The 19,252-nt window shown below is 76.8% G+C and carries 17 protein-coding genes; 8 read left to right on the top strand and 9 right to left on the bottom strand.

The genetic code is table 11. From position 1 onward, the window contains the following. Positions 1-15: 15 nt before the first annotated feature. Complete coding sequence (locus tag ACI780_RS20215) at positions 16-1,431, top strand: FAD-binding oxidoreductase (RefSeq protein WP_457005271.1); 1,416 nt, start codon at positions 16-18, stop codon at positions 1,429-1,431. A 212-nt stretch (positions 1,432-1,643) separates the two neighbouring features. Here ACI780_RS20215 and ACI780_RS20210 read toward each other — a convergent pair whose 3' ends face one another. Both ACI780_RS20210 and ACI780_RS20205 read right to left on the bottom strand, forming a co-directional pair. Continuing rightward, complete coding sequence (locus tag ACI780_RS20210) at positions 1,644-3,416, bottom strand: CocE/NonD family hydrolase (RefSeq protein WP_457005269.1); 1,773 nt, start codon at positions 3,414-3,416, stop codon at positions 1,644-1,646. A 1-nt stretch (position 3,417) separates the two neighbouring features. Next, positions 3,418-5,082 (bottom strand): FAD-binding oxidoreductase, encoded by a 1,665-nt coding sequence (locus tag ACI780_RS20205; protein ID WP_457005267.1) that lies wholly within the window; start codon positions 5,080-5,082, stop codon positions 3,418-3,420. Positions 5,083-5,120: 38 nt separating this feature from the next. Here ACI780_RS20205 and ACI780_RS20200 point away from each other — a divergent pair, with 38 nt between their 5' ends. The 3 genes from ACI780_RS20200 to ACI780_RS20190 are packed head-to-tail and all read left to right on the top strand — an operon-like array spanning position 5,121 to position 9,838. Continuing rightward, positions 5,121-6,638 carry a glycerol-3-phosphate dehydrogenase/oxidase gene (locus ACI780_RS20200; protein ID WP_457005265.1) on the top strand — a complete coding sequence of 506 codons (1,518 nt, stop codon included), beginning with the start codon at positions 5,121-5,123 and terminating at the stop codon, positions 6,636-6,638. 9 nt (positions 6,639-6,647) lie between these two features. After that, entirely contained in the window at positions 6,648-8,981 is a 2,334-nt protein-coding gene (locus tag ACI780_RS20195) for a glycoside hydrolase family 65 protein (protein WP_457005263.1), read from the top strand. Positions 8,982-9,040: 59 nt separating this feature from the next. Beyond that, positions 9,041-9,838 carry a methyltransferase domain-containing protein gene (locus tag ACI780_RS20190; protein WP_457005261.1) on the top strand — a complete coding sequence of 266 codons (798 nt, stop codon included), beginning with the start codon at positions 9,041-9,043 and terminating at the stop codon, positions 9,836-9,838. A 76-nt stretch (positions 9,839-9,914) separates the two neighbouring features. On the opposite strand, the gene ACI780_RS20185 is transcribed toward ACI780_RS20190, so the two are convergent. After that, on the bottom strand, positions 9,915-10,667 hold the full coding sequence (locus tag ACI780_RS20185; RefSeq protein WP_456872417.1) for a MerR family transcriptional regulator: 753 nt from the start codon (positions 10,665-10,667) through the stop codon (positions 9,915-9,917). A 107-nt stretch (positions 10,668-10,774) separates the two neighbouring features. On the opposite strand from ACI780_RS20185, the gene ACI780_RS20180 reads away from it, so the two are divergent. Together ACI780_RS20180 and ACI780_RS20175 are read left to right on the top strand one after the other, a co-directional pair. Next, positions 10,775-11,665, top strand: a complete 891-nt coding sequence (locus ACI780_RS20180) for a haloalkane dehalogenase (protein ID WP_457005259.1) — start codon at positions 10,775-10,777, stop codon at positions 11,663-11,665. Positions 11,666-11,721: 56 nt separating this feature from the next. Continuing rightward, positions 11,722-12,207 (top strand): VOC family protein, encoded by a 486-nt coding sequence (locus tag ACI780_RS20175; RefSeq protein WP_457005257.1) that lies wholly within the window; start codon positions 11,722-11,724, stop codon positions 12,205-12,207. Here the strand turns inward: ACI780_RS20175 and ACI780_RS20170 are convergent. The 3 genes from ACI780_RS20170 to ACI780_RS20160 are packed head-to-tail and all read right to left on the bottom strand — an operon-like array spanning position 12,204 to position 14,422. Next, the gene (locus tag ACI780_RS20170; RefSeq protein ID WP_456872420.1) at positions 12,204-13,028 is read right to left on the bottom strand and encodes an ABC transporter permease; all 825 of its coding nucleotides are present in this window, start codon (positions 13,026-13,028) and stop codon (positions 12,204-12,206) included. The genes ACI780_RS20175 and ACI780_RS20170 overlap by 4 nt on opposite strands. Continuing rightward, positions 13,025-13,993, bottom strand: coding sequence for an ABC transporter ATP-binding protein (locus tag ACI780_RS20165; protein ID WP_456872421.1), 969 nt, complete (start codon positions 13,991-13,993; stop codon positions 13,025-13,027). The genes ACI780_RS20170 and ACI780_RS20165 overlap by 4 nt, the downstream gene beginning before the upstream one ends. A 39-nt stretch (positions 13,994-14,032) precedes the next feature. Next, positions 14,033-14,422, bottom strand: a complete 390-nt coding sequence (locus tag ACI780_RS20160) for an antibiotic biosynthesis monooxygenase family protein (RefSeq protein WP_456872422.1) — start codon at positions 14,420-14,422, stop codon at positions 14,033-14,035. A 75-nt stretch (positions 14,423-14,497) separates the two neighbouring features. Here ACI780_RS20160 and ACI780_RS20155 point away from each other — a divergent pair, with 75 nt between their 5' ends. After that, positions 14,498-15,064 carry a TetR/AcrR family transcriptional regulator gene (locus ACI780_RS20155; protein WP_456872423.1) on the top strand — a complete coding sequence of 189 codons (567 nt, stop codon included), beginning with the start codon at positions 14,498-14,500 and terminating at the stop codon, positions 15,062-15,064. Here ACI780_RS20155 and ACI780_RS20150 read toward each other — a convergent pair. Further along, positions 15,045-16,499 carry a diguanylate cyclase domain-containing protein gene (locus tag ACI780_RS20150; RefSeq protein WP_457005253.1) on the bottom strand — a complete coding sequence of 485 codons (1,455 nt, stop codon included), beginning with the start codon at positions 16,497-16,499 and terminating at the stop codon, positions 15,045-15,047. The genes ACI780_RS20155 and ACI780_RS20150 overlap by 20 nt on opposite strands. A 59-nt stretch (positions 16,500-16,558) precedes the next feature. Next, complete coding sequence (locus ACI780_RS20145) at positions 16,559-17,158, bottom strand: TMEM165/GDT1 family protein (protein WP_456872425.1); 600 nt, start codon at positions 17,156-17,158, stop codon at positions 16,559-16,561. Positions 17,159-17,480: 322 nt separating this feature from the next. Here ACI780_RS20145 and ACI780_RS20140 point away from each other — a divergent pair, with 322 nt between their 5' ends. Further along, positions 17,481-18,587: an MFS transporter gene (locus ACI780_RS20140; RefSeq protein WP_457005251.1), complete on the top strand. Its 1,107-nt coding sequence runs from the start codon at positions 17,481-17,483 to the stop codon at positions 18,585-18,587. A gap of 4 nt (positions 18,588-18,591) precedes the next feature. On the opposite strand, the gene yczE is transcribed toward ACI780_RS20140, so the two are convergent. Further along, positions 18,592-19,209 carry a membrane protein YczE gene (yczE, locus tag ACI780_RS20135; RefSeq protein ID WP_457005249.1) on the bottom strand — a complete coding sequence of 206 codons (618 nt, stop codon included), beginning with the start codon at positions 19,207-19,209 and terminating at the stop codon, positions 18,592-18,594. Positions 19,210-19,252: the final 43 nt, after the last annotated feature.

Raw genomic sequence — 19,252 nt, 5'->3', positions numbered from 1 at the left:
CCGAGGAAGCCCGCCATGACCCTGACCGAGGCCGCCCCCGCCCTCCCCGTCCCCTCCGACCTCGACGTCGACGACCTGCGCCTGGAGGTCCGCGGCCCCGTCCTCGCCGCGGGCGACGCCGGCCTCGCCGCCGAGGTCGCCACCTGGAACACCGCGGTCACCCACACGCCCGCGGTCGCGGTGGGCGCGGTGTGCGCCGCCGACGTCGTCGCCGCCGTCCGGTTCGCCACCGCCCACGGCCTGCCGGTCGCCGTGCAGGCCACCGGCCACGGCCCGGTGCGCAACGCCGACGGCGCGGTGCTGGTCACCACGTCCCGGATGCAGGGCGTGCGGATCGACCCGGGAGCCCGCACCGCCCGCGTCGAGGCCGGCGTGAGGTGGACGACGGTGCTGGCGGCCGCCGCCGAGCACGGGCTGGTCGGGCTGTGCGGCTCGTCGTCCGACGTCGGGGTGGTCGGCTACACCCTCGGCGGCGGCGTGGGCCCGCTCGGCCGCCGGTTCGGCTTCGCCGCTGACTCCGTGCTCGCCGTCGAGATCGTCACCGCCGACGGCGAGCTGCGCACCGTCACCGCCGGGTCCGACCCCGAGCTGTTCTGGGCCGTCCGCGGCGGCAAGGGCAACTTCGGCGTGGTCACCGCGCTGGAGTTCCGCCTCTTCGCCGTGCCCGCGCTGGTCGGCGGCGGCCTCTTCTTCGCCGGTCGCGACGCCGCCGCGGTGCTGCACGCCTACCGCGCGTGGGCGCCGACGCTGCCGGAGGAGGTCACCTCCTCCATCGCCGTGCTGCGGATGCCGCCGCTGGAGGAGCTGCCCCCGCCGCTGCGCGGGCAGACCGTGGTGCACCTGCGCTTCCTCTACGCCGGCGACGACCCCGATGCCGCCGCCGCGCTGCTCGCGCCGATGACCGGCGCCGGTGAGGTGCTGCTCGGCGGGGTCGGGCCGATGCCGCCCACCGCGCTCGACGCCGTCCACATGGACCCGACCGAGCCGATGCCCGCGTGGGAGAAGGGCGCGCTGCTCGCCGACCTGACCGCGGAGACCGTCGACGCGCTGCTGGCCGTCGCCGGCCCGGAGGTGCAGGTGCCGCTGGTCATGGTGGAGATCCGCCAGCTCGGCGGGGCGCTGGGCCGGCCCGCGCCGGTGCCGGACGCGGTGCCCGGGCGGCACGCCCCCTGGTCGGTGTTCGTGGTCGCGCCGATGGTGCCCGAGCTGGCCGAGGTCGTGCCGCACGTCGGCCGGGGCGTGCTGGCCGCGCTGGCGCCGTGGACCGCGCCCGGCGGGCTGGTCAACTTCCTCGGCGACGTCGACGGCCCCGCGGAGGTGCTGGCCGCCTGGGACGCCGGGTCGCGCGAGCGGCTGCTGGCCGTCAAGCGCGCGGTCGACCCCGGTGACGTGTTCTCCGGCGGTCACGCCGTGCGGGCCTCCGGTGCCTGACGCCCCGCGGCTGCCCCGCTCGCTGCGACGGCGGGCGGGGACGCCGCCGGCCGTGCCCCCGCCGGGCTGGGCGCCGTCGGCCGAGCGTCCGCTGCACGCGTGCCCGGACCCGGCGGAGGACTCCGCCGGGGAGTCGGCCGGTCAGGGAGCAGAACCCCCGGATGGCAGGTCCCACGGGGACCGAGTCGCCGCCTGACCGCCCGCGGACCTGCTCAGGTGTCCTGAGGGGCGGGCACCACGGTGACCTCCAGCCAGGTGTCGCTCCCGAAGTGCACGGTGTTGCGCGACAGGTACGGCGGCACGGGCAGGTCGAACTGCGCGTACCCGTGTCCGACGCTCTCCCGCAGCAGGTCCGTGCGGCTGCCCAGCTCCAGCCGGAGCCTCTCCCCGGCCCGCAGCAGCACCGGAGCCGGCGTGAGACTGAAGCGCAGGACGACCGGCGCACCCGGGGTCAGCGGCTCGCGACGGTCGGCGTCGAGGGCGATCTCGACGGCCGAGCCGCGGGTGGGGTCCTCGGTTCGGGTGGCCGGTCGCAGGCCACCCAGGGACAGCAGGTGCGAGCGGCCCTCGCCGTCGACGCGGCTGAGCCGCGCCAGCACGTAGGAGTCGATCTCGGTGCAGCTGAAGGACAGCTGGGCGGTCACCGCGCCGGCCAGCCGGAGGTCCTCGTCGACGGGGAGCTCGAAGGCCAGGGTCTGCGGCGCGAGGTCGTCCAGCCCGGGGAGGACCGGCACCCCGTAGGGCACGGCTGCCCACGCGTTGGAGCCGGCTCCCGCGGGCTCGGCGCCCAGCCGGTGGGTGGCGGAGTCCGCGCCCCCCGACCCGAGGTGGAGCCGCCGGGTCTCACCGGCCGGGGGTGGGAAGGCGGTGTCGGCGGCGAACTCGCCGGCGCCGTCGACCCAGTAGCGCACGTGTGGCTGCTCGGCGTAGCCGTTGTCGACGCCGCGGAGCACGTGGTCGAAGAAGGCGAGCGCCTCGCCCTGCCAGGCGTAGACCGGCAGGTCGTACACCGGCGGCCCGATGACCAGCCACCTGTCCCCGGCGGGCGTGCCGGCGTGTTCGACGAGGTCGTAGGCGCCGAACTGGTGCAGGTTGAGGTAGCCGGTGTTCTGCACCGCGACGAAGGGCACGTCGATCGCGGCCAGTTCGGCGCGGGTGACCTCGCGGGCGGTGCTCCCGGTGCGGGTCTTCTCGTCGAACAGCCACCGCGCGTAGACCTCCGCGTAGCCGCGGGTGGGGGTGTGGGTGAGGAAGGCGGCGAACAGGCGCTCCACGTGGGCGTGCACCGCCTTCTCCAGCAGCGGGTGCGCGGCCCCGTTGGTCAGGTGGCTCAGCAGCGCCCGCCGCTCCGGCGACACGCGCAGCTCCTCCTGGCCCTCCGTGAAGTTCGCGCCCATCCAGAGTCCGAGGAAGAAGCTGGCGGGGACGCCGCCGAACTGCACCACGTGGCGGAACAGGTCGGTGGACAGCTCGTTGGCGAAGAACGCCCTCAGCGCCGGAGGCCGGCGGGCGGCGACGGCCGGCTGGGTCAGCGCGTAGTACGAGGTGCCGAACAGCACCACCTCGCCGGTGCACCACGGCTGCTGCGCGGCCCAGGCGATGACGGCCTCGTGGTCGTCGACGTCCCGCGGGTCGAGGAAGGGCAGGGGCTGCCCGCCCGAGCGGCCCGTGCCGCGGCGCTCGACGACGACCGGGCAGTAGCCGCGGTCGGTGAACACCGGCGGCGAGCCGATCTCGTTGGACCCGGTCGGCACGCCGGCGGTGTGCAGCTCGGTGCTGTACGGCCCGAAGGACACCACCGCCGGGTACCGGCCGGGCGCCGCAGGGGTGTAGACGTCGGCGTTGAGCTCGACGCCGCCGGCCACCGGGACGCGCTGACCGGCCAGCACCCGGTTGCCCAGCCCGTCCATCGCGACCGCACGGGGCTGCCACCCGGCGTACTGGATCCCGCTGGTCGAGCCCCTCAGGGGGACGCGCGGCGTCATCTCACGAGGATCCCTCCCGGTCGGGCAGCAGGACGCCGGGGTTGCAGACGCCCCGGGGGTCCAGCCGCTGCTTGACCGCCCGCAGCACCGCGACGCCGAGCGGGCCGACCTCGCGCTCCAGCCAGGGGCGGTGGTCGGCCCCGACGGCGTGGTGGTGGGTGAGCGTGCCGCCGGCGGCCAGCAGCGCGTCGGTGGCCGCCCGCTTCGCCGCGAGCCACTGCTGCAGCGGGAGGGCGTCGTCGCGGTCGGCGAGCACGGTGACGTAGAGCGAGGCGCCGGTGGGGTAGCCGTGCGAGACGTGGCTCATCACCAGCGGCTGCCTCCCCTCGCGGCCCAGCGACGCGCGCAGCGCCGAGCGGACGGCGTCGTACACCGCGGGCAGGTCGGTCCAGGTGGCCGCCGTCTCCAGCGTCTCCACCAGCAGCCCGGCGTCCATGAGCCGGTCGCGCAGGTACGGGGCGGCGTAGCGGTGCCGGCGCCACGACTCGCCGACCCGCCGGCCGAGCGGCACCGCCCCGTGCTCGCGCAGCACCGGCAGTGCCGCCCCGCGGCGGGCGCGCACCAGCGGCGGCAGCCCCTCCCACCCGACGACGAGCAGGGAGCCGGCGCCGCGGCCGCGGGCCCGCAGCGACCCGCGCAGCAGCCGCGCCCCGGTGCCGCCGGCGTTCAGCAGGGTGGCGCGGGTCTCGTCGGGGTCGGAGAGCCGGACGACGTCGGGCAGCAGGTCGTGCCGCGCCAGCCGCTGCAGACCCGCCAGCCCGTCGGCCCAGCTGCGGAACGACCAGCCCTCGTAGCGGGTGGCCCGCGGTGCCGGCCGCACCCGCAGCCGCAGCTCCGTGATCACGCCGAGCGCGCCCTCCGAGCCCAGCGCCAGGCCGAGCAGGTCCGGCCCGGCGGCCGACGCCGGCGGGTGCCCGAGCTCGAGCACGCCCGACGGCGTGGCCAGCGTCAGCCCGGCCACCAGGTCGTCGAAGCGGCCGACGCCGGTGGAGGCCTGACCGGCCGAGCGGGTGGCCGCGTAGCCGCCGACGGTGGCGAACTCCCAGCTCTGCGGCAGGTGCCCGAGGGTCAGCCCGTGCGGGGCCAGCGCCGCCTCCAGCGCCGGGCCGCGCGCGCCCGGGCCCACGGTGACCAGCGACGACGCGACGTCGACGTCGGTCAGCGACGCCATCCGCGCGAGGTCCACCGCCAGCGACGGCCGGTCGTCGGGGTCGACGCCGGCCAGCCCGCCGACGACGCTCGTGCCGCCGCCGAAGGGCAGCACCACGACGCCGCGCTCGCTGCACAGCGCCAGCAGCGCCGCCGTCTGCGCGGTGCTCCCGGGCAGGACGACGGCGTCCGGGGCGCCCGCGGCGTCGCCCGCGCGCCGGCGGAGCAGGTCGGTGTAGCTCCGGCCGCCGGCCCGGCGCAGCCGCGCGTCGCGGTCGGTGCGCACGTGCTCCTCGCCCAGCAGCGCCACCAGCTCGGCGTGCACGTCGGCGGGCAGGCGGGAGGGCGCCAGCCGGATCTCGTCGACGGCGACCGGCGGGGTGGGCCGCGGGGTCCAGCCCAGCTCGCGGGCCAGGTGCCGGCGGGCGGCCCTCGGCAGCACCGCGGCGAGGTCGGGCGCCTCGGAGGCGCTGCCGGGCCCCCAGCCCTGGACGGTCAGTTCCGGCTGCTCGGACACGGCTACAGTCTGCCGGTGCGCCGAGGGCGACCCCGCAGGTGAGCGGCGACCCGGACCTCGGCCCGGCCCGCCGCGCGGCCGACCTCGAGGCGCTGGCCCGCGGCGCCGACGTCGTCGTGGTGGGCGGGGGAGTGACCGGCGCCGGGGTGGCGCTGGATGCCGCCGCCCGCGGCCTGTCGGTGGTACTGCTCGAGCGCGCCGACCTCGCCGCCGGCACCAGCCGCTGGTCGAGCAAGCTCGTGCACGGCGGGCTGCGCTACCTCGCCCACGGCGAGCTCGGGCTGGCGCGGGAGTGCGCCCGCGAGCGGGCCGTCCTCATGCGGACCACCGCGCCGCACCTGGTGCGGCCGCTGCCCTTCCTCGTGCCCGACGCCGCCGGCCGGGACGTCAGCGCGGTGGGCGCGCTGGGCGGGCGGCTCGGGGACGCGGTGCGGCGGTCGGTGTCCGGCGGGCGCGGCTCGCTGCCGGGCACCCGGCGGGTGGGGGCCGCCGAGGCCGCCCGGCTGGTGCCGGCGCTGCGGCCCGGTGGGGGCGGTGCGCTGTTCTGGGACGGCCAGCTCACCGACGACGCCCGGCTCGTCGTCGCCCTGGCCCGCACCGCCGCGTCGCTGGGCGCGCGGGTGCTGACCGGCGCGCGGGTGGTCGCCGTCGACGGGCGGGAGGTGGCCGCCGTCGTCGACGGGGAGCCGGTGACGGTGCGGGCCGGCGCCGTCGTCAACGCCACCGGCGTGTGGGCGCAGGCGCTCGCCCCCGGGATCCGGCTGGCGCCCTCCCGCGGCTCGCACCTGGTCGTGCGGGCCGACCGGCTCGGCGACCCGCTCGCCGCGCTGACCGTGCCGCTGCCCGGGTCGCGGTCGCGGTACGTGTTCGCGCTGCCGCAGCCGGGCGGGCTGGTGTACCTGGGCCTCACCGACGAGCCGGTGCCCGGACCGGTCCCCGACGACGACCCGCGGCCGGGCGAGACCGAGGTCGACGAGCTGCTCGGCACCGTGAGCCGGGTGCTGGCGGTGCCGCTCACCCGCGACGACGTCGTCGGCGCCTACGCCGGGCTGCGGCCGCTGGTGCTGCCCGCGTCGGCCGGAGCCGGGCCCGGGGACGCGACCGCCGACCTCTCCCGCCGGCACCTGCTGCAGTGGGACGGACCGGTCCTGTCCGTGGTCGGCGGCAAGCTCACCACCTACCGGGCCATGGCCGCCGACGCCGCCGACGCCGTCGTCGCCCGCCTGGGCCGGGGCGCGCGCCGCTCGCGCACTGCCTCCCTGCCGCTGGTCGGCGCGGCGCCGCCGGCCGAGCTGGCCCGGGTCCGCGCGCCGGCCCGGCTGGTCGCCCGCTACGGCACCGAGGCGCCGCGGGTGGCCGCGCTGGGCGCCGGGCCGGTGGTGGCGGGCCGGCCGGAGACGGTGGGGGAGCTGCGCTTCGGGGTGCTCGCCGAGGGCGCGCGCACGGTGGCCGACCTGCTCGACCGGCGGGTGCGGCTGGGACTGGTCCCCGCCGACCGCGAGCGCGCCGTGCCCGCCGCGCAGGCCGCGGTCGCGGCCGGGGGTGGCGACCGGTAGGACAGGCCCGTGACCGCCCCGACCCTCGACGTCGACCCCTGGACGGTCCGCGAGCCGCGCGTGGACCCGGCGACGCTGCCCGTCTCGGAGTCGCTGTTCACCCTGTCCAACGGCTTCCTCGGCGTCCGGGGCACCCTCGACGAGGTCGAGCCCTCCGGCATGCGCGGCACCTACCTGTCCGGGGTCTTCGAGACGCACCCGCTGTCCTACCCCGAGGAGGGCTACGGCCAGCCGGAGGAGGGGCAGGCGCTGATCACCGTCGCCGACGGCACCCCGCTGCGGCTGCTGGTCGACGGCGTGCCGCTCGACGTGCGCGAGGCCCTGCCGGAGGTGCACGAGCGCACGCTGGACCTGCGCGCCGGCACGCTGGACCGCCGGGTCCGCTGGCGCACGCCGTCCGGGACGACGGTGGAGCTGACCTCCCGACGGCTGGTGTCGCTGGTGGAGCGGTCGGTGTGCGCGGTGCGCTACGAGGTGCGCACCCTGGACGGGCGGGCGCACGTGGTCGTGCGGTCCGAGCTCGCCGCCGGGGCGGTGACGCCCGAGGGCGTGCAGAACGACGACCCGCGCGTGGCGGCCGTCCTGGACGACGCCTTCGAGCCGCGCGCGCAGATCGGCTCGCCGACCGGCGGCGCCCTCGTCGAGCGGACCCGCCGGACGGGCATCACCGTCGCGGCGGCGGTCGCCCACCGGGTCGAGGGCGGGCGGACGCGCACCGACGTCGACGAGCAGCACGTCACCACCACCGTCGCCGCCGACCTGGGCCCGGGCGACGCCGTCACCGTCGTCAAGGTGGTCGGCTACAACTGGTCGACCGACGCCGGGTCCGACTCCGTCCTGGGCCAGGCGTCGGCCGCCGTGGACTCCGCGCTCGACCTCGGCTGGGACGGCCTGCTCGACCGGCAGCGCGCCGCACTCGACGAGGTGTGGGCGACCGGCGACGTCGAGGTCGACGGCGACCCGGAGCTGCAGCAGGCGCTGCGCTACAGCGTCTTCCAGCTCGTCTGCTCGGCCGCCTGCATCTCGGGGGCCGCCGTCGGCGCCAAGGGGCTGACGGGGATCGGCTACAGCGGCCACACCTTCTGGGACGTCGAGGGGTTCGTGCTGCCCGCCCTCACCCTCCTGCGCCCGGACGCGGCGGCCCGGCTGCTGCGCTGGCGCGCCTCCACGCTCGACGCCGCGCGGGACCGTGCCCGGACCCTGGGGCGGTCGGGTGTGGCCTTCGCCTGGCGGACGATCGACGGGCGGGAGACGTCGGCCTACTGGCCGGCCAGCAGCGCGGCGGTGCACGTCAGCGCCGACGTCGCCCGGGCGTTCTGGCTGTACGAGAACGTCACCGGTGCCGACCTCGACTCCGTCGGGGGCCTGGAGGTGCTGGTGGAGACGGCGCGGATGTGGGCGTCGCTGGGCCACGAGGACGTCGCCGGCGCCTGGCACCTGTTCGGCGTGACCGGGCCGGACGAGTACACCGGCGTCGTCAACGACAACGTGTTCACCAACCTGATGGCGCGGGCCAACCTCCGGCGCGCCGCCGAGGCCTGCCGGCGGCACGAGGCGCGCGCCGCGGAGCTCGGGGTCGACCACACCGAGACCGCCGCCTGGCGCGCCGCGGCCGACGCCGTGTGCGTGCCGTGGGACGAGAGCCTGGGCGTGCACCCGATGAACGACGACTTCACCGCCTTCGCGGAGTGGCCCTTCGAGGAGGAGCGGGACCGCTACCCGGTGCAGGAGCACCACCACTACGCCGAGTTCTACCGCCGCCAGGTGCTCAAGCAGGCCGACCTGGTGCTGGCGCTGTGGTGGTGCCGGGAGGAGTTCACGCCCGAGCAGGTGGCCCGCGACGTGGAGTACTACGAGGCGCGCACGGTGCGGGACTCCTCGCTGTCGGCGGCGGTCCAGGCGGTGGTGTGCGCCCAGGCCCAGCACCCCGACCTGGCGCTGCGCCACCTGCGCGAGGCCGCGCTCGTGGACCTGCGCGACCTGCAGCAGGGCACCGCCAAGGGGCTGCACCTGGCCTCGGTGGCCGGTGCCTGGCTGGCCCTCGTCGCCGGCCTCGGCGGGATGCGCGAGGACGCCGGCGAGCTGGAGCTCGCGCCCCTGCTGCCGGCCCGGCTCTCGCGGACCGCCTACTCCGTCACCTGGCGGGGCAGGCTGCTGCGCGTCGAGACCACCCGGGAGGGCACCACGGTCACGCTCGTCCGCGGCGAGGAGCCGGTGACCGTCGTCGTCGACGGGGACCCGCTGTCCGTCGCGCCCGGCGCCCCCGCCCGAGCGCCGCTGCGCGCGCCCACCCCGCTGCTCGGCGAGCCGCGGCAGCCGGCCGGCCGCGAACCGCGCGCCTGACGTCCCAGTCTCTGGGAAGGGTGTTCCGCAGAGCGGGACGGCGGGGTCAGGATGCCGTCGTGGACACCTACACGCACGGGCACGCCGAGCCCGTCCTGCAGTCCCACCGCTGGCGCACCGCGGAGAACTCCGCCGGGTACCTGCTGCCGCACCTGCGACCGGGCCTGGAGCTGCTCGACGTCGGCTGCGGTCCGGGGACGATCACCGTCGACCTGGCCCGCCGGGTGGCCCCGGGACGGGTGCTCGGGATCGACGTCTCGGCCGACCCGCTCGGCGAGGCGCGGGACCTGGCGGAGCGCGAGGGCGTCGCGGTGACCTTCGCCGTCGGCGACGGCTACGCCCTCGACCTGCCCGACGACGCGGTCGACGTCGTCCACGCCCACCAGGTGCTGCAGCACCTGACCGACCCCGTGGCGGCGCTGCGCGAGATGGCCCGGGTGTGCCGGCCCGGCGGGCTGCTCGCCGTCCGCGACGTCGACTACGCCACCGTCGTCTGGCACCCCGCCGACCCCGGGCTGGACCGCTGGCTGGCGCTCTACTCCGCCGTCGCGCGGGTCAACGCCGCCGAGCCCGACGCCGGGCGGCACCTGGTGGCCTGGGCGCACGCCGCCGGGCTGCGCGACCTCACCGCCACGGCGTCGGCGTGGTGCTATGCGTCCTCGGCCGAGCGGGAGTGGTGGGGCCGCTCCTGGGCCGGCCGGGCCACCGCGTCGGCCTTCGCCGAGCAGGCCCTGGCCTACGGGCTGGCCGCGCGGGACGAGCTCGAGGAGATCGCCGCCGCGTGGCTGCGCTGGGCCGCCGCGGACGACGGCTGGCTGGCGATGCTGCACGGCGAGCTGCTCATCCGCGTCTGCTGAAGGACCCCCGTGCCCCCCACCGCTCGCACGCTCGCGGCGGGCCCCTGCACGCGGACCGACTGCGACGGAAGGACCGTCAGTCCTGGCGGGCGGCGTTGGCCTGGACGGCGGTGCTCACCCACTGCGCCAGGCCCGGCGCCGTCTTCTCGTAGGTGGCGGTGAACCGCTCGTCCTCGACGTACATCCGGCCGAGCGCCGCGTGCATCTGGGGCGGGCAGTCGTAGAACCACCGGCAGATCTGCTGCCGCGCCTCCTCGGCCAGGTCCATGCCCTGCGCCGAGTCGGGCGCGACGCCGGCCCGCAGCGCGTCGGCCATCCGGCGGGTGAGGTCCTCGCCCTCGCCCTTGATGCGGACCCAGTCCTCCTTCGAGTAGGCCGCGGCGCGCCGCGAGGACTCCCGGTAGGCGTCGGTGTCGCCCCAGCGCTCCTGGACCTCGGCCTCGTACCGCTCCGGGTCGTGCTCGCCGAAGACCTCGAACCGCTCCTGCGGGGTCAGTGAGATCCCCATCTGTCTGGCCTCCATCTCCTTCTCCACGGCCGCGACCATCGCCCGCGTCCGCTCCAGCCGGTCCCGCAGCAGCCGGTGCTGGCGGCGCAGGTGCTCGGCGGGGTCGGCGGACGGGTCGTCGAGCAGGGTCGCGACCTCCTCGAGGGGGAACCCGAGCTCGCGGTAGAGCAGCACCTGGTGCAGCCGGTCCAGGTCCGCCCCCGAGTAGCGGCGGTAGCCGGCCGCGGTGCGTCCCGACGGCGACAGCAGGCCGATGCGGTCGTAGTGGTGCAGCGTGCGCACCGTGACCCCGGCCAGCGCGGCCACCTCACCGACGTTCACGCGGGTCCCTCCTCCCTGACGGCGACGAGTGCACAGCCTGACGCCGCGTCAGGGTCAAGCGCGATCCCCGGACGGCGGCGCACGGGTGTCTGGGCGAGGATGCCGGGGTGGCCGCTGAGGACGTCTCGCCCGAGGACCCCTTCCCCCGGCAGCGCGTGCCGGTGCTCGGCACCGAGATGGCCTACGTCGACGTGGGCGAGGGCGACCCGATCGTCTTCCTGCACGGCAACCCGACGTCGTCCTACCTGTGGCGCAACGTCGTCCCGCACGTGCAGCACCTCGGCCGCTGCATCGCCCCGGACCTGGTCGGCATGGGGGAGTCGGGGAAGCTGCCGGACCCGCAGCGGGGCACCTACTCCTTCACCACCCACGCCGCGCACCTGGCCGCGTTCCTCGAGGCGGTCGGCGTCGAGCGGCGGGTGACCCTGGTGCTGCACGACTGGGGCTCGGCGCTGGGCTTCGACTGGGCCCGCGCGCACCCCGAGGCGGTGCGCGGCCTCGCGTTCACCGAGGCGATCGTCACGCCGATGACCTGGGCCGACTGGCCGGCCGACGCACGCAAGATCTTCCGCACCATGCGCGGTGACGACGGCGAGACGGTCGTGCTGGAGAAGAACGTCTTCGTCGAGCGGATCCTGCCGGCATCGACGCTGCGCGGGCTGTCGCCGGAGGCGCACGAGCGCTACCGGCGGCCCTTCGCGACCCCCGAGGACCGCTGGCCCACGCTGGAGTGGCCGCGGCAGATCCCGCTGGACAACGTGCCGCCGAAGGTGCGCGACGTCGTGTCGCGGTACGGCGTCTGGCTGCGCGGCAGCGCCGTGCCGAAGCTCTTCCTGAACGCCGAGCCGGGGTCGATCCTGGTCGGGCGGCAGCGGTCGCTGGTCCGCACGTGGCCGTCGGTCACCGAGGTGACCGTGCCCGGCGCGCACTTCGTCCCCGAGGACTCCCCGCACGCCATCGGCCGGGCGCTGGCCGACTGGATCCCGACGCTGCCCTGAAGCGGGCTGTCGGGTTTCTCCAAGACCGCGCCGCCGCGGACGGCCAGGGTGGGCGCATGGCGATCACCGACGGCCGGCCCGACGGCTACACGACCCTGACCCCCTTCCTCGTCTGCTCGCCCGCGGCCGAGGCGATCCGCTTCTACGAGGACGTCTTCGGCGCCACCACCGTCAGCCGCACGGACGGCCCCGACGGCACGGTCGCGCACGCCGAGCTGCAGTTCCCCACCGGCCGGCTGCAGCTGTCCGACCCCAATCCGCAGTTCGGCCTGGTCGCCCCCACCGGGCAGGCCGAGGACCGGGTCAGCGGCTCCACCTGCATCTACGTCCCCGACGTCGACGCGGTCTTCGCCGCCGCCGTCGCGCGGGGCGCCACCGTGCGCGAGCAGCCGGCCACCTTCGTCACCGGCGACCGGTTCGCCTCGCTCTACGACCCGTTCGGTCACCGCTGGGCGGTCATGACCCGGGTGGAGGACGTCAGCCCCGAGGAGGCCGAGCGCCGGCTGTCGGAGTGGGCCGCGTCGGGTGCCCTGGAGAGCTAATCGAGGGCGCGGCGGCGGAAGCCGACGAGGCTCAGGACGCCGAACACCGCCAGGAACCCGGCCAGTGCCAGCGCGCACACCGGCAGCGGCAGGTGCGGTACGTCCGGCGTCATCTCCGCGCGCAGCGCCTCGCTGAGGTAGGTCAGCGGGTTGACCGCGCACACCACCTGGAACCAGCGCAGCGTGTCGAGCGCGGGCCACGGGAACTGGGTGGAGCCGGTGAACAGCAGCGGGGTGAGCACGACGGCGAAGACGACGTTGATCCGGTTCGGCGTGACGAAGGTGCCCAGGACCATGCCCATCGCCGCCCCGACCAGGGAGCCGAGCACGAGGAACACCGCGAGCAGCGGCACGTCGGACCAGGTCACCGGCAGCGTGCCCAGCACCCACCAGCCGATCGGGAACATCACCGCCGCGGCCACCAGCGCCCGCGCGGTGGAGAAGACGATCTTCTCGACGGCGACCAGCGCGGTCGGCAGCGGCGCGAGCAGCCGGTCCTCGATCTCCTTGGTGAACGAGAAGTCGATGACCAGCGGGAAGGCGGTGTTCTGCAGCGCGGTGAGGAAGGCGGCGAGCGCGATGACGCCGGGCAGCAGCACGCCGGAGTAGGCCGAGGACGCGAAGCCGAGCTCGACGAGCACCTTGCCGAAGACGAACAGCAGGAACACCGGCTGCAGCACCACCTGCAGCAGGAAGGGCACGAACTCCCGGCCGGTGACGAACACGTCGCGCCACAGCAGCGCGGTGAAGGCCCGCCACACGTCGGGCCGGGCGGGCCCGGCGACCCCGGTGGCGCTCCGTGGCGTGTCGACGGCGGTCATCGCAGCTCCCGTCCGGTCAGGCTGAGGAAGACGTCCTCCAGGCTGGGCTCGCCCATGCGCACGCCGGTCAGCCGGGCCCCGCGGGCGGCCAGCACCTCCGAGACCGGCCCGACCGTCGTCGCGGCGTCGGCGGAGAGGTAGAGCCGGGCCCGCAGCCCGCCGGAGTCGGCGACCGGCTCGACCCGCTCGGCCTGCGGCAGCGCGCCGAGGGCGGCCAGCACCGCGTCGTCGCTGTCCCCGGGCGCCCGCTCGACGTCGACGTCGAGGGTGGCACTGCCCGGCAGCGACCGGGTGAGCGCGGCCGGGGTGTCCAGCGCGAGCAGCCGGCCGGAGTCCATGATCCCGACCCGGTCGGCCAGCGCCGCGGCCTCCTCCATGTCGTGCGTGGTGAGGACGACGGTGACGCCGGTGTCGCGCAGCTCGCGCACCCGCTCCCACACGAACAGCCGCGCCTGCGGGTCCAGCCCGGTGCTCGGCTCGTCGAGGAAGACCACCTGCGGGGCGTGCATGAGCGCCCGGGCGATGAGCAGCCGCTGCGCCATGCCCCCGGAGTAGTCGTCGACCCGGTCCCCGCCGCGGTCGCCGAGACCGAGCCGCTCGAGCAGCTCGTCGGCCCGGCGGTTGCGCTCGGCGCGGCCCACCCCGTGGTAGGCGGCGTGGAAGACCAGGTTCTGCCGGGCGGTCAGCGAGCGGTCGAGGTTGGAGCGCTGCGGCACCACCGACAGCCGGCTGCGCGCGGTGACCGGGTCGGCGGCGACGTCGACCCCCGCCACCCGCGCGGTGCCGCCGGTGGGCAGCACCCGCGTGGTGAGGACGCCGATCGTGGTGGTCTTGCCCGCGCCGTTGGGGCCGAGCAGCCCGAAGACCTCCCCGCGGTCGACGGCGAACGACACCCCGTCGACGGCGTTGGTCGGGCGGCCCGGGTAGCGCTTGACCAGTTCGCTGACCTCGACCGCGGCGTCCATCGACGGCGATGGTGCCACCTCCGGCCGACACCGCCGCCGTCACGCCGTGGGCGCAGCGGCCGCGCCGCGGGCGCCGTCGACGGTCGGCGCGGCGCCGTCCCCGGGCAGCGTGCGGTTGCCGAACGACCGCAGCCGCGGCGCCCAGCGGCGCATCGCCGACCGGTGCGGATCGGCGCGGGCGAAGGCCCGGACGGCGGCCTCGTCGTCCCACCACGACACGGTGGTGAAGGTCCGGGCCAGCGGCTGCGCCCGCAGCAGCAGCGAGCGGGCGCCGGGGGAGGCGGCCACCTGGCGGCGGATCGCGAGCGAGGCGGCGAAGAAGGCCGGGACGTCGGTGAGCCGGCGCAGCCGCAGCTCGGTGAGCAGCACGACGCCGGGCCCCTCGACGGTGCGGCCGGTGGTCCAGGGCAGGTCGGGGATGGCGGGCACCGGGTCCTCCTCGGGTGACTTAACAGGTGTAAAGCCACCGTAGACCCGTCGCTTAACGCGTGTAAAGTGGCTTCCGTGGCCCGGGACCTCCGCAGCGACCTGCTCACCGCCGCCGCGGTGCTGGTGGAGCGGACCGGCTCGGCGGACACGGTCACGCTGCGCGGGGTCGCCCGCGAGGCCGGGGTCAGCGCGCCTGCGGTCTACGGGCACTTCGCCGACCTCGACGCCCTGCTCGACGCGGTGGTGGAGCGCGGCTTCACCGACCTGGTGGCGGCGATCGCGGCGGCCACCGACGGCGTCCCCGACCCGGTCGAGCGGCTGCTCGCCGGCTGCCGGGCCTACGTGCGGTGCGGGCTGGCGGCGCCCGGCCGCTACCGGGCGATGTTCGGCGCCCGGCAGGTGCCGGCGGGGGACCGGGCCTTCGCCGTCCTGGTCCGGGCCGTCGACGCCTGCGTCCGGGCCGGCCGGTCGGCCAGCACCGACGTGCGCGCCGACGCCGGCCTGGTGTGGACCGCGCTGCACGGTCTGGTCACCCTCTGGGCGGGGTGGGACCGGCCCTGGCCCGACCCCGAGGAGCAGGTCGGCGCGCTGGTGACGCGGCTGGCGCTGCTGTCCCCCGAGGTCAGCGGCGGGAGCGCTTGACGGCGTACATCGCCGCGTCGGCGCGGCGCAGCAGCGTGTCGGGTGTGTCCCCGCGCCGCGACAGCGTGACGCCGGTGCTCGAGCGCAGCGGCGGGCCGCCGTCGGTGGGCTCGCCCAGCACCCGCCCGATGCGGGCGGCGAGGGCGTGCGCGGCGGACTCGCTGCCGGTGCCGGGGCACAGCACGACGAACTCGTCGCCGCCGATGCGGGCCACGGTGTCCCCGGGGCGCACGGCCGAGCCGAGCGTGGCGGCCATCCGCAGCAGCGCGGCGTCGCCCGCGGCGTGCCCGAGGGTGTCGTTGATCGCCTTGAAGTCGTCGAGGTCGCAGTAGAGCAGCGCCGCCGGCAGGCCCTCGCGCTCCTGCACCCGGAGCGCCTGCTCGATGCGGTCGACCAGCAGGGCGCGGTTGGGCAGTCCGGTCAGCGCGTCGTGCAGCGCCGCCTCGCGCAGCCGGGCCTCGAGCCGGCACTGCGCGGTGACGTCCATCAGGGCGACGACGGCGCCGGTGACCCGGCCGGAGGCGTCGACCACCCGGTCGCCCGAGGCCCGCAGCAGCCGCGGCGACCCGTCCGGGGAGGTGATCGCCAGCTCGACGTCGCGGACCCGGCCCTCGTCGAGGACCCGCTGCAGCGGCAGCTCCGACACCGCCATCGGCCGGCCGTCCACGGTGGTCAGCCCGAACGCCTCGACGATCTCCGGGGTGAGCCGGGCCTGCTCGACGGCGTGCTCGTCGCCCAGGCCGTGCCACTGCCGGGCGACGCGGTTGAACATCGTCAGCCCGCCGTCGGCGTCCGCGGCGACCACCCCCACGGGCAGCGCCTCCAGCAGGGCGCGGGTGAAGGCCTCCGAGCGGCCGGCGTGCGCCGCGGCGGCCTCGGTCTGGTCGCGGGCGGCCGCGTTGGCGACGGCGAGGTCGGCCAGCTCGCGGGCCTGTCGCCGGCGCTGGAACAGCGCCACCACGACCGAGGCGAGGTCGGCCAGCCGCTCCCCGGCGTCGGGGGCGAAGGCGTGCGGGGCCTCGTCGAAGACGCACAGCGTGCCCACCGTCGTGCCGTCGACCACGAGGGGCGCGGTGGCGTAGGCGCGCACCCTCGCACGCCGGCCGTCGACCCACGGGTTGGCGGCGTGCACGGGGTGGCTCGCCAGGTCGTCGTACACCTGCGGGCCCGGGGAGCCGGTGGTCGTGGCCGAGCACAGCGACTCGTCGCGCGGGGTGCTCGCGCCGTCGAACCCGTGGGGTGCCAGCTGGTGCTGCCAGCGGGTGTCGAGCAGGTTGACCGTGGCGCAGGGGGCACCGGTGACGGCCGCCGCCACCCGCACCACGGCGGCCAGCTCGGCGTCCTCGGCGGCGTCCAGGACGCCGAGGTCGGCCAGGAGCCGGGCCTGCCGGGCACGCAGCTCGGCGAGCTCCTCGGGTGGGGTGCAGACGCGCATGCCACCGGATCGGCCCTCCTCCGGGCCGCCTGCAGCGACCCGGGGGAGGCGTCCCCCGATCAGGTGAGCGCGCGCACGACCTCCACGACGGCGAGCACGGCGAAGACGACGAACAGCACCGCCGCCGCCCGGCGGATGAGGGCCACCGGCAGCCGGTCGGCGAGCTTCTTGCCGAGGAACACCGCCAGGCCGCTCACCACGAGCAGCGCCGCCCACGCCCCGATGAAGACCGACACCGGCGAGTCGTAGCGGGCGGCCAGGCCCGCGGTGGCCAGCTGCGAGAGGTCGCCCCACTCGGCGGCGAACAGCACGCCGAAGGAGATCGCGGCCGCCCGCAGGAACGACGTCCGCTCCCGTGCGTCCGCGGCCTCCCCGCCGTCCTCGGGTCCCTCGTCGGCGCTGCGCCACAGCAGCACCGCGCCGACGAGGAACAGCACGGCCACGACGCCGGCCACCAGCGCCTCGGGCAGCAGCGAGAGCAGGCTGCCGGCGGTGACGGCGATGGCCACCTGCAGGCCGAAGGCCGTGCCGACGCCGACGAACACCGGCAGCGGCGGGAACCGGGTGGCCAGGACCAGGCTGGCGAACAGCGTCTTGTCCGGCAGCTCGACCGGCAGGACGAGGACGAACGCCGTCACGACGACGGACAGCACGATCACGGGTGGGTCTCTCTTCCGCTCGGCACGGCCGGGCGGGGGCGCACGCCTCCGACCGGCAGTGCGACGACTGCTCGGCCGAAGGTCTCGCCCACCCGCGCGGGGCGCGGGCCCGCTGACCGGGCGGCTCCCGCGGGAGCGCGCCAGCGTGTCGACCAGCGGACGGGGGGCTACTCCCCTTCTCGGCCGCCCACCCTAGCCGACGGCGCGCGGGAAACCCGGTGCGCGCGGGTGTGGCTCCGGTTACCGTCCGCCCGTGCCCTTCCGTTGACGCCCGTCCCGCACCCCGCTGCCGGCCGCCGCCCGGCCACTGGCCCGCCTGGCCGTGGCCTGGACCGCGCTGTCCGGGCTCGCCCCGGTCTACCCGCTGTACGCGCTGCTGTTCCTCGACACGGGGCTGTCGCAGGCGCAGGTGTCGGGCCTGTTCGCGCTGTGGTCGGTGACCGCCCTGCTGGCCGAGGTCCCCACCGGCGTGCTCGCCGACCGCTGGTCCCGCCGCGGGGCGCTCGTCCTCGCCGGCGTGCTCGAGGCGGCCGGTTTCGTGCTGTGGACGGTCGCGCCCGGCCTGCCCGGGTTCGCCGCCGGCTTCGTCGTCTGGGGCGTGGGCGGTGCCCTGGCCTCTGGCGCGGCCGAGGCGCTGGTCTACGACGGCCTGACCGCCGTCGGCGCGGAGGACGCCTACGTCCGCGTGCACGGCGCGACGACGGCGGCCGAGCTGCTGGTGCAGGTGCCGACCGCGCTGCTGGCCGGGGTGCTCGTGCAGGCCGGCGGCTACGCGCTGGTCGGGTGGGTCAGCGTGGCGGTCTGCCTGGCCGCCGCGGCCCTGGCCACCCGGTTCCCCGAGCCGCCGCACGTCGCCGACGACGACGAGCCGGAGGTCCCGCTGCGCCGGGCGGTCGGCGCCGCGCTGCGCCGGCCGGGCGTGCTCCTGGTCGTCGTCGCCGTCGCCGTGCTGGGCGGGCTGGACGCGATCGAGGAGTACTTCCCGGTCATGGCGCGCGAGCAGGGCGTGCCCACCGAGCTCGTCCCGGCCGCCGTCCTCGTCGTCGCGCTGGCCGGGGCGGCGGGTGCGGCGCTGGCCGGCCGGGCGGCGCGGCTGCCCTCGCGGGCGCTGCCGCTCCTCCTGCTGCTGTCGGCGGTGCTCCTCGCGATCGGCGCGGCGGTCGACCACCCGGTCGCCGTCGCCGCCGTCGCGGTGTCCTACGGGCTGTACCTGGCGGTGCTCGTGGTGGGGGAGACGCGGCTGCAGGAGCAGGTGCCCACCGCGGTGCGGGCGACGGTCACCTCGGTCGCGGGGCTGGGCATCGAGGCCGCCGCGCTGCTGGTGTTCGGCGCGTGGGCGCTGGGCGGGGCGGGCGCGGTGGCGGTGCTGTTCCTCGCCGTCGTCCCGGTCACCTGGTCGGCGTTCCGGCCGGTCCCCGTCGACAGGTGAGCTCTCACCGCGACAGAGGCACCTCCGGAGCGGGCGGCCGCACCGACAGCCGGGGCAGCAGGGCGTGCACCAGCGGCCCGATGGCCAGCGCGTACAGCACGGTGGCGACGCCCAGGGTGCCGCCGAGCAGCCAGCCGGCGGCCACGACCGCCACCTCGATCGACGTGCGCACCAGCCGCACCGAGCGCCCGGTGCGGCGGACCAGGCCGGTCATCAGCCCGTCCCGCGGCCCCGGACCGAGGTGCACCCCGATGTAGGCGGCGGTCGCGACGGCGTTGAGCAGGATCCCGGCCGGCACGAGCGCGACCCGGACGGGCAGGGACCCCGGCTCCGGGAGGACGGCGAGCACGGCGTCCAGGGCCAGGCCGATGACGACGACGTTGCTGACCGTGCCCAGCCCCGGCCGCTCGCGCAGCGGCACCCAGGCCAGCAGCACCAGCGCGCCGACGACCATGGTGACCACCCCGAGCGACCAGCCGAGCTGGCGGGCCAGTCCCTGGTGCAGCACGTCCCACGGCATGACGCCCAGGCCCGAGCGCACCAGCAGGGCCATCGACAGGCCGTAGAGCACCAGCCCGGCGTAGAGCTGGACGAGGCGACGGGGTCCGGGGAGCTGGCGCACGGCACCGATCCTGCGTCAGGACCGGCCCGGGGGCCGCAGGCCA

The sequence above is a fragment of the Geodermatophilus sp. SYSU D00814 genome (assembly GCF_054050055.1).
This window is presented reverse-complemented; position numbering and strand designations above follow the sequence as displayed.

Coding starts and splice junctions, on each gene's coding strand:
- ACI780_RS20170 (WP_456872420.1), bottom strand. CDS start 13,028: ATGACCGCCGTCGACACGCCACGGAGCGCCACCGGGGTCGCCGGGCCC.
- ACI780_RS20175 (WP_457005257.1), top strand. CDS start 11,722: ATGGCGATCACCGACGGCCGGCCCGACGGCTACACGACCCTGACCCCC.
- ACI780_RS20165 (WP_456872421.1), bottom strand. CDS start 13,993: ATGGACGCCGCGGTCGAGGTCAGCGAACTGGTCAAGCGCTACCCGGGC.
- ACI780_RS20150 (WP_457005253.1), bottom strand. CDS start 16,499: ATGCGCGTCTGCACCCCACCCGAGGAGCTCGCCGAGCTGCGTGCCCGG.
- ACI780_RS20210 (WP_457005269.1), bottom strand. CDS start 3,416: ATGACGCCGCGCGTCCCCCTGAGGGGCTCGACCAGCGGGATCCAGTAC.
- ACI780_RS20215 (WP_457005271.1), top strand. CDS start 16: ATGACCCTGACCGAGGCCGCCCCCGCCCTCCCCGTCCCCTCCGACCTC.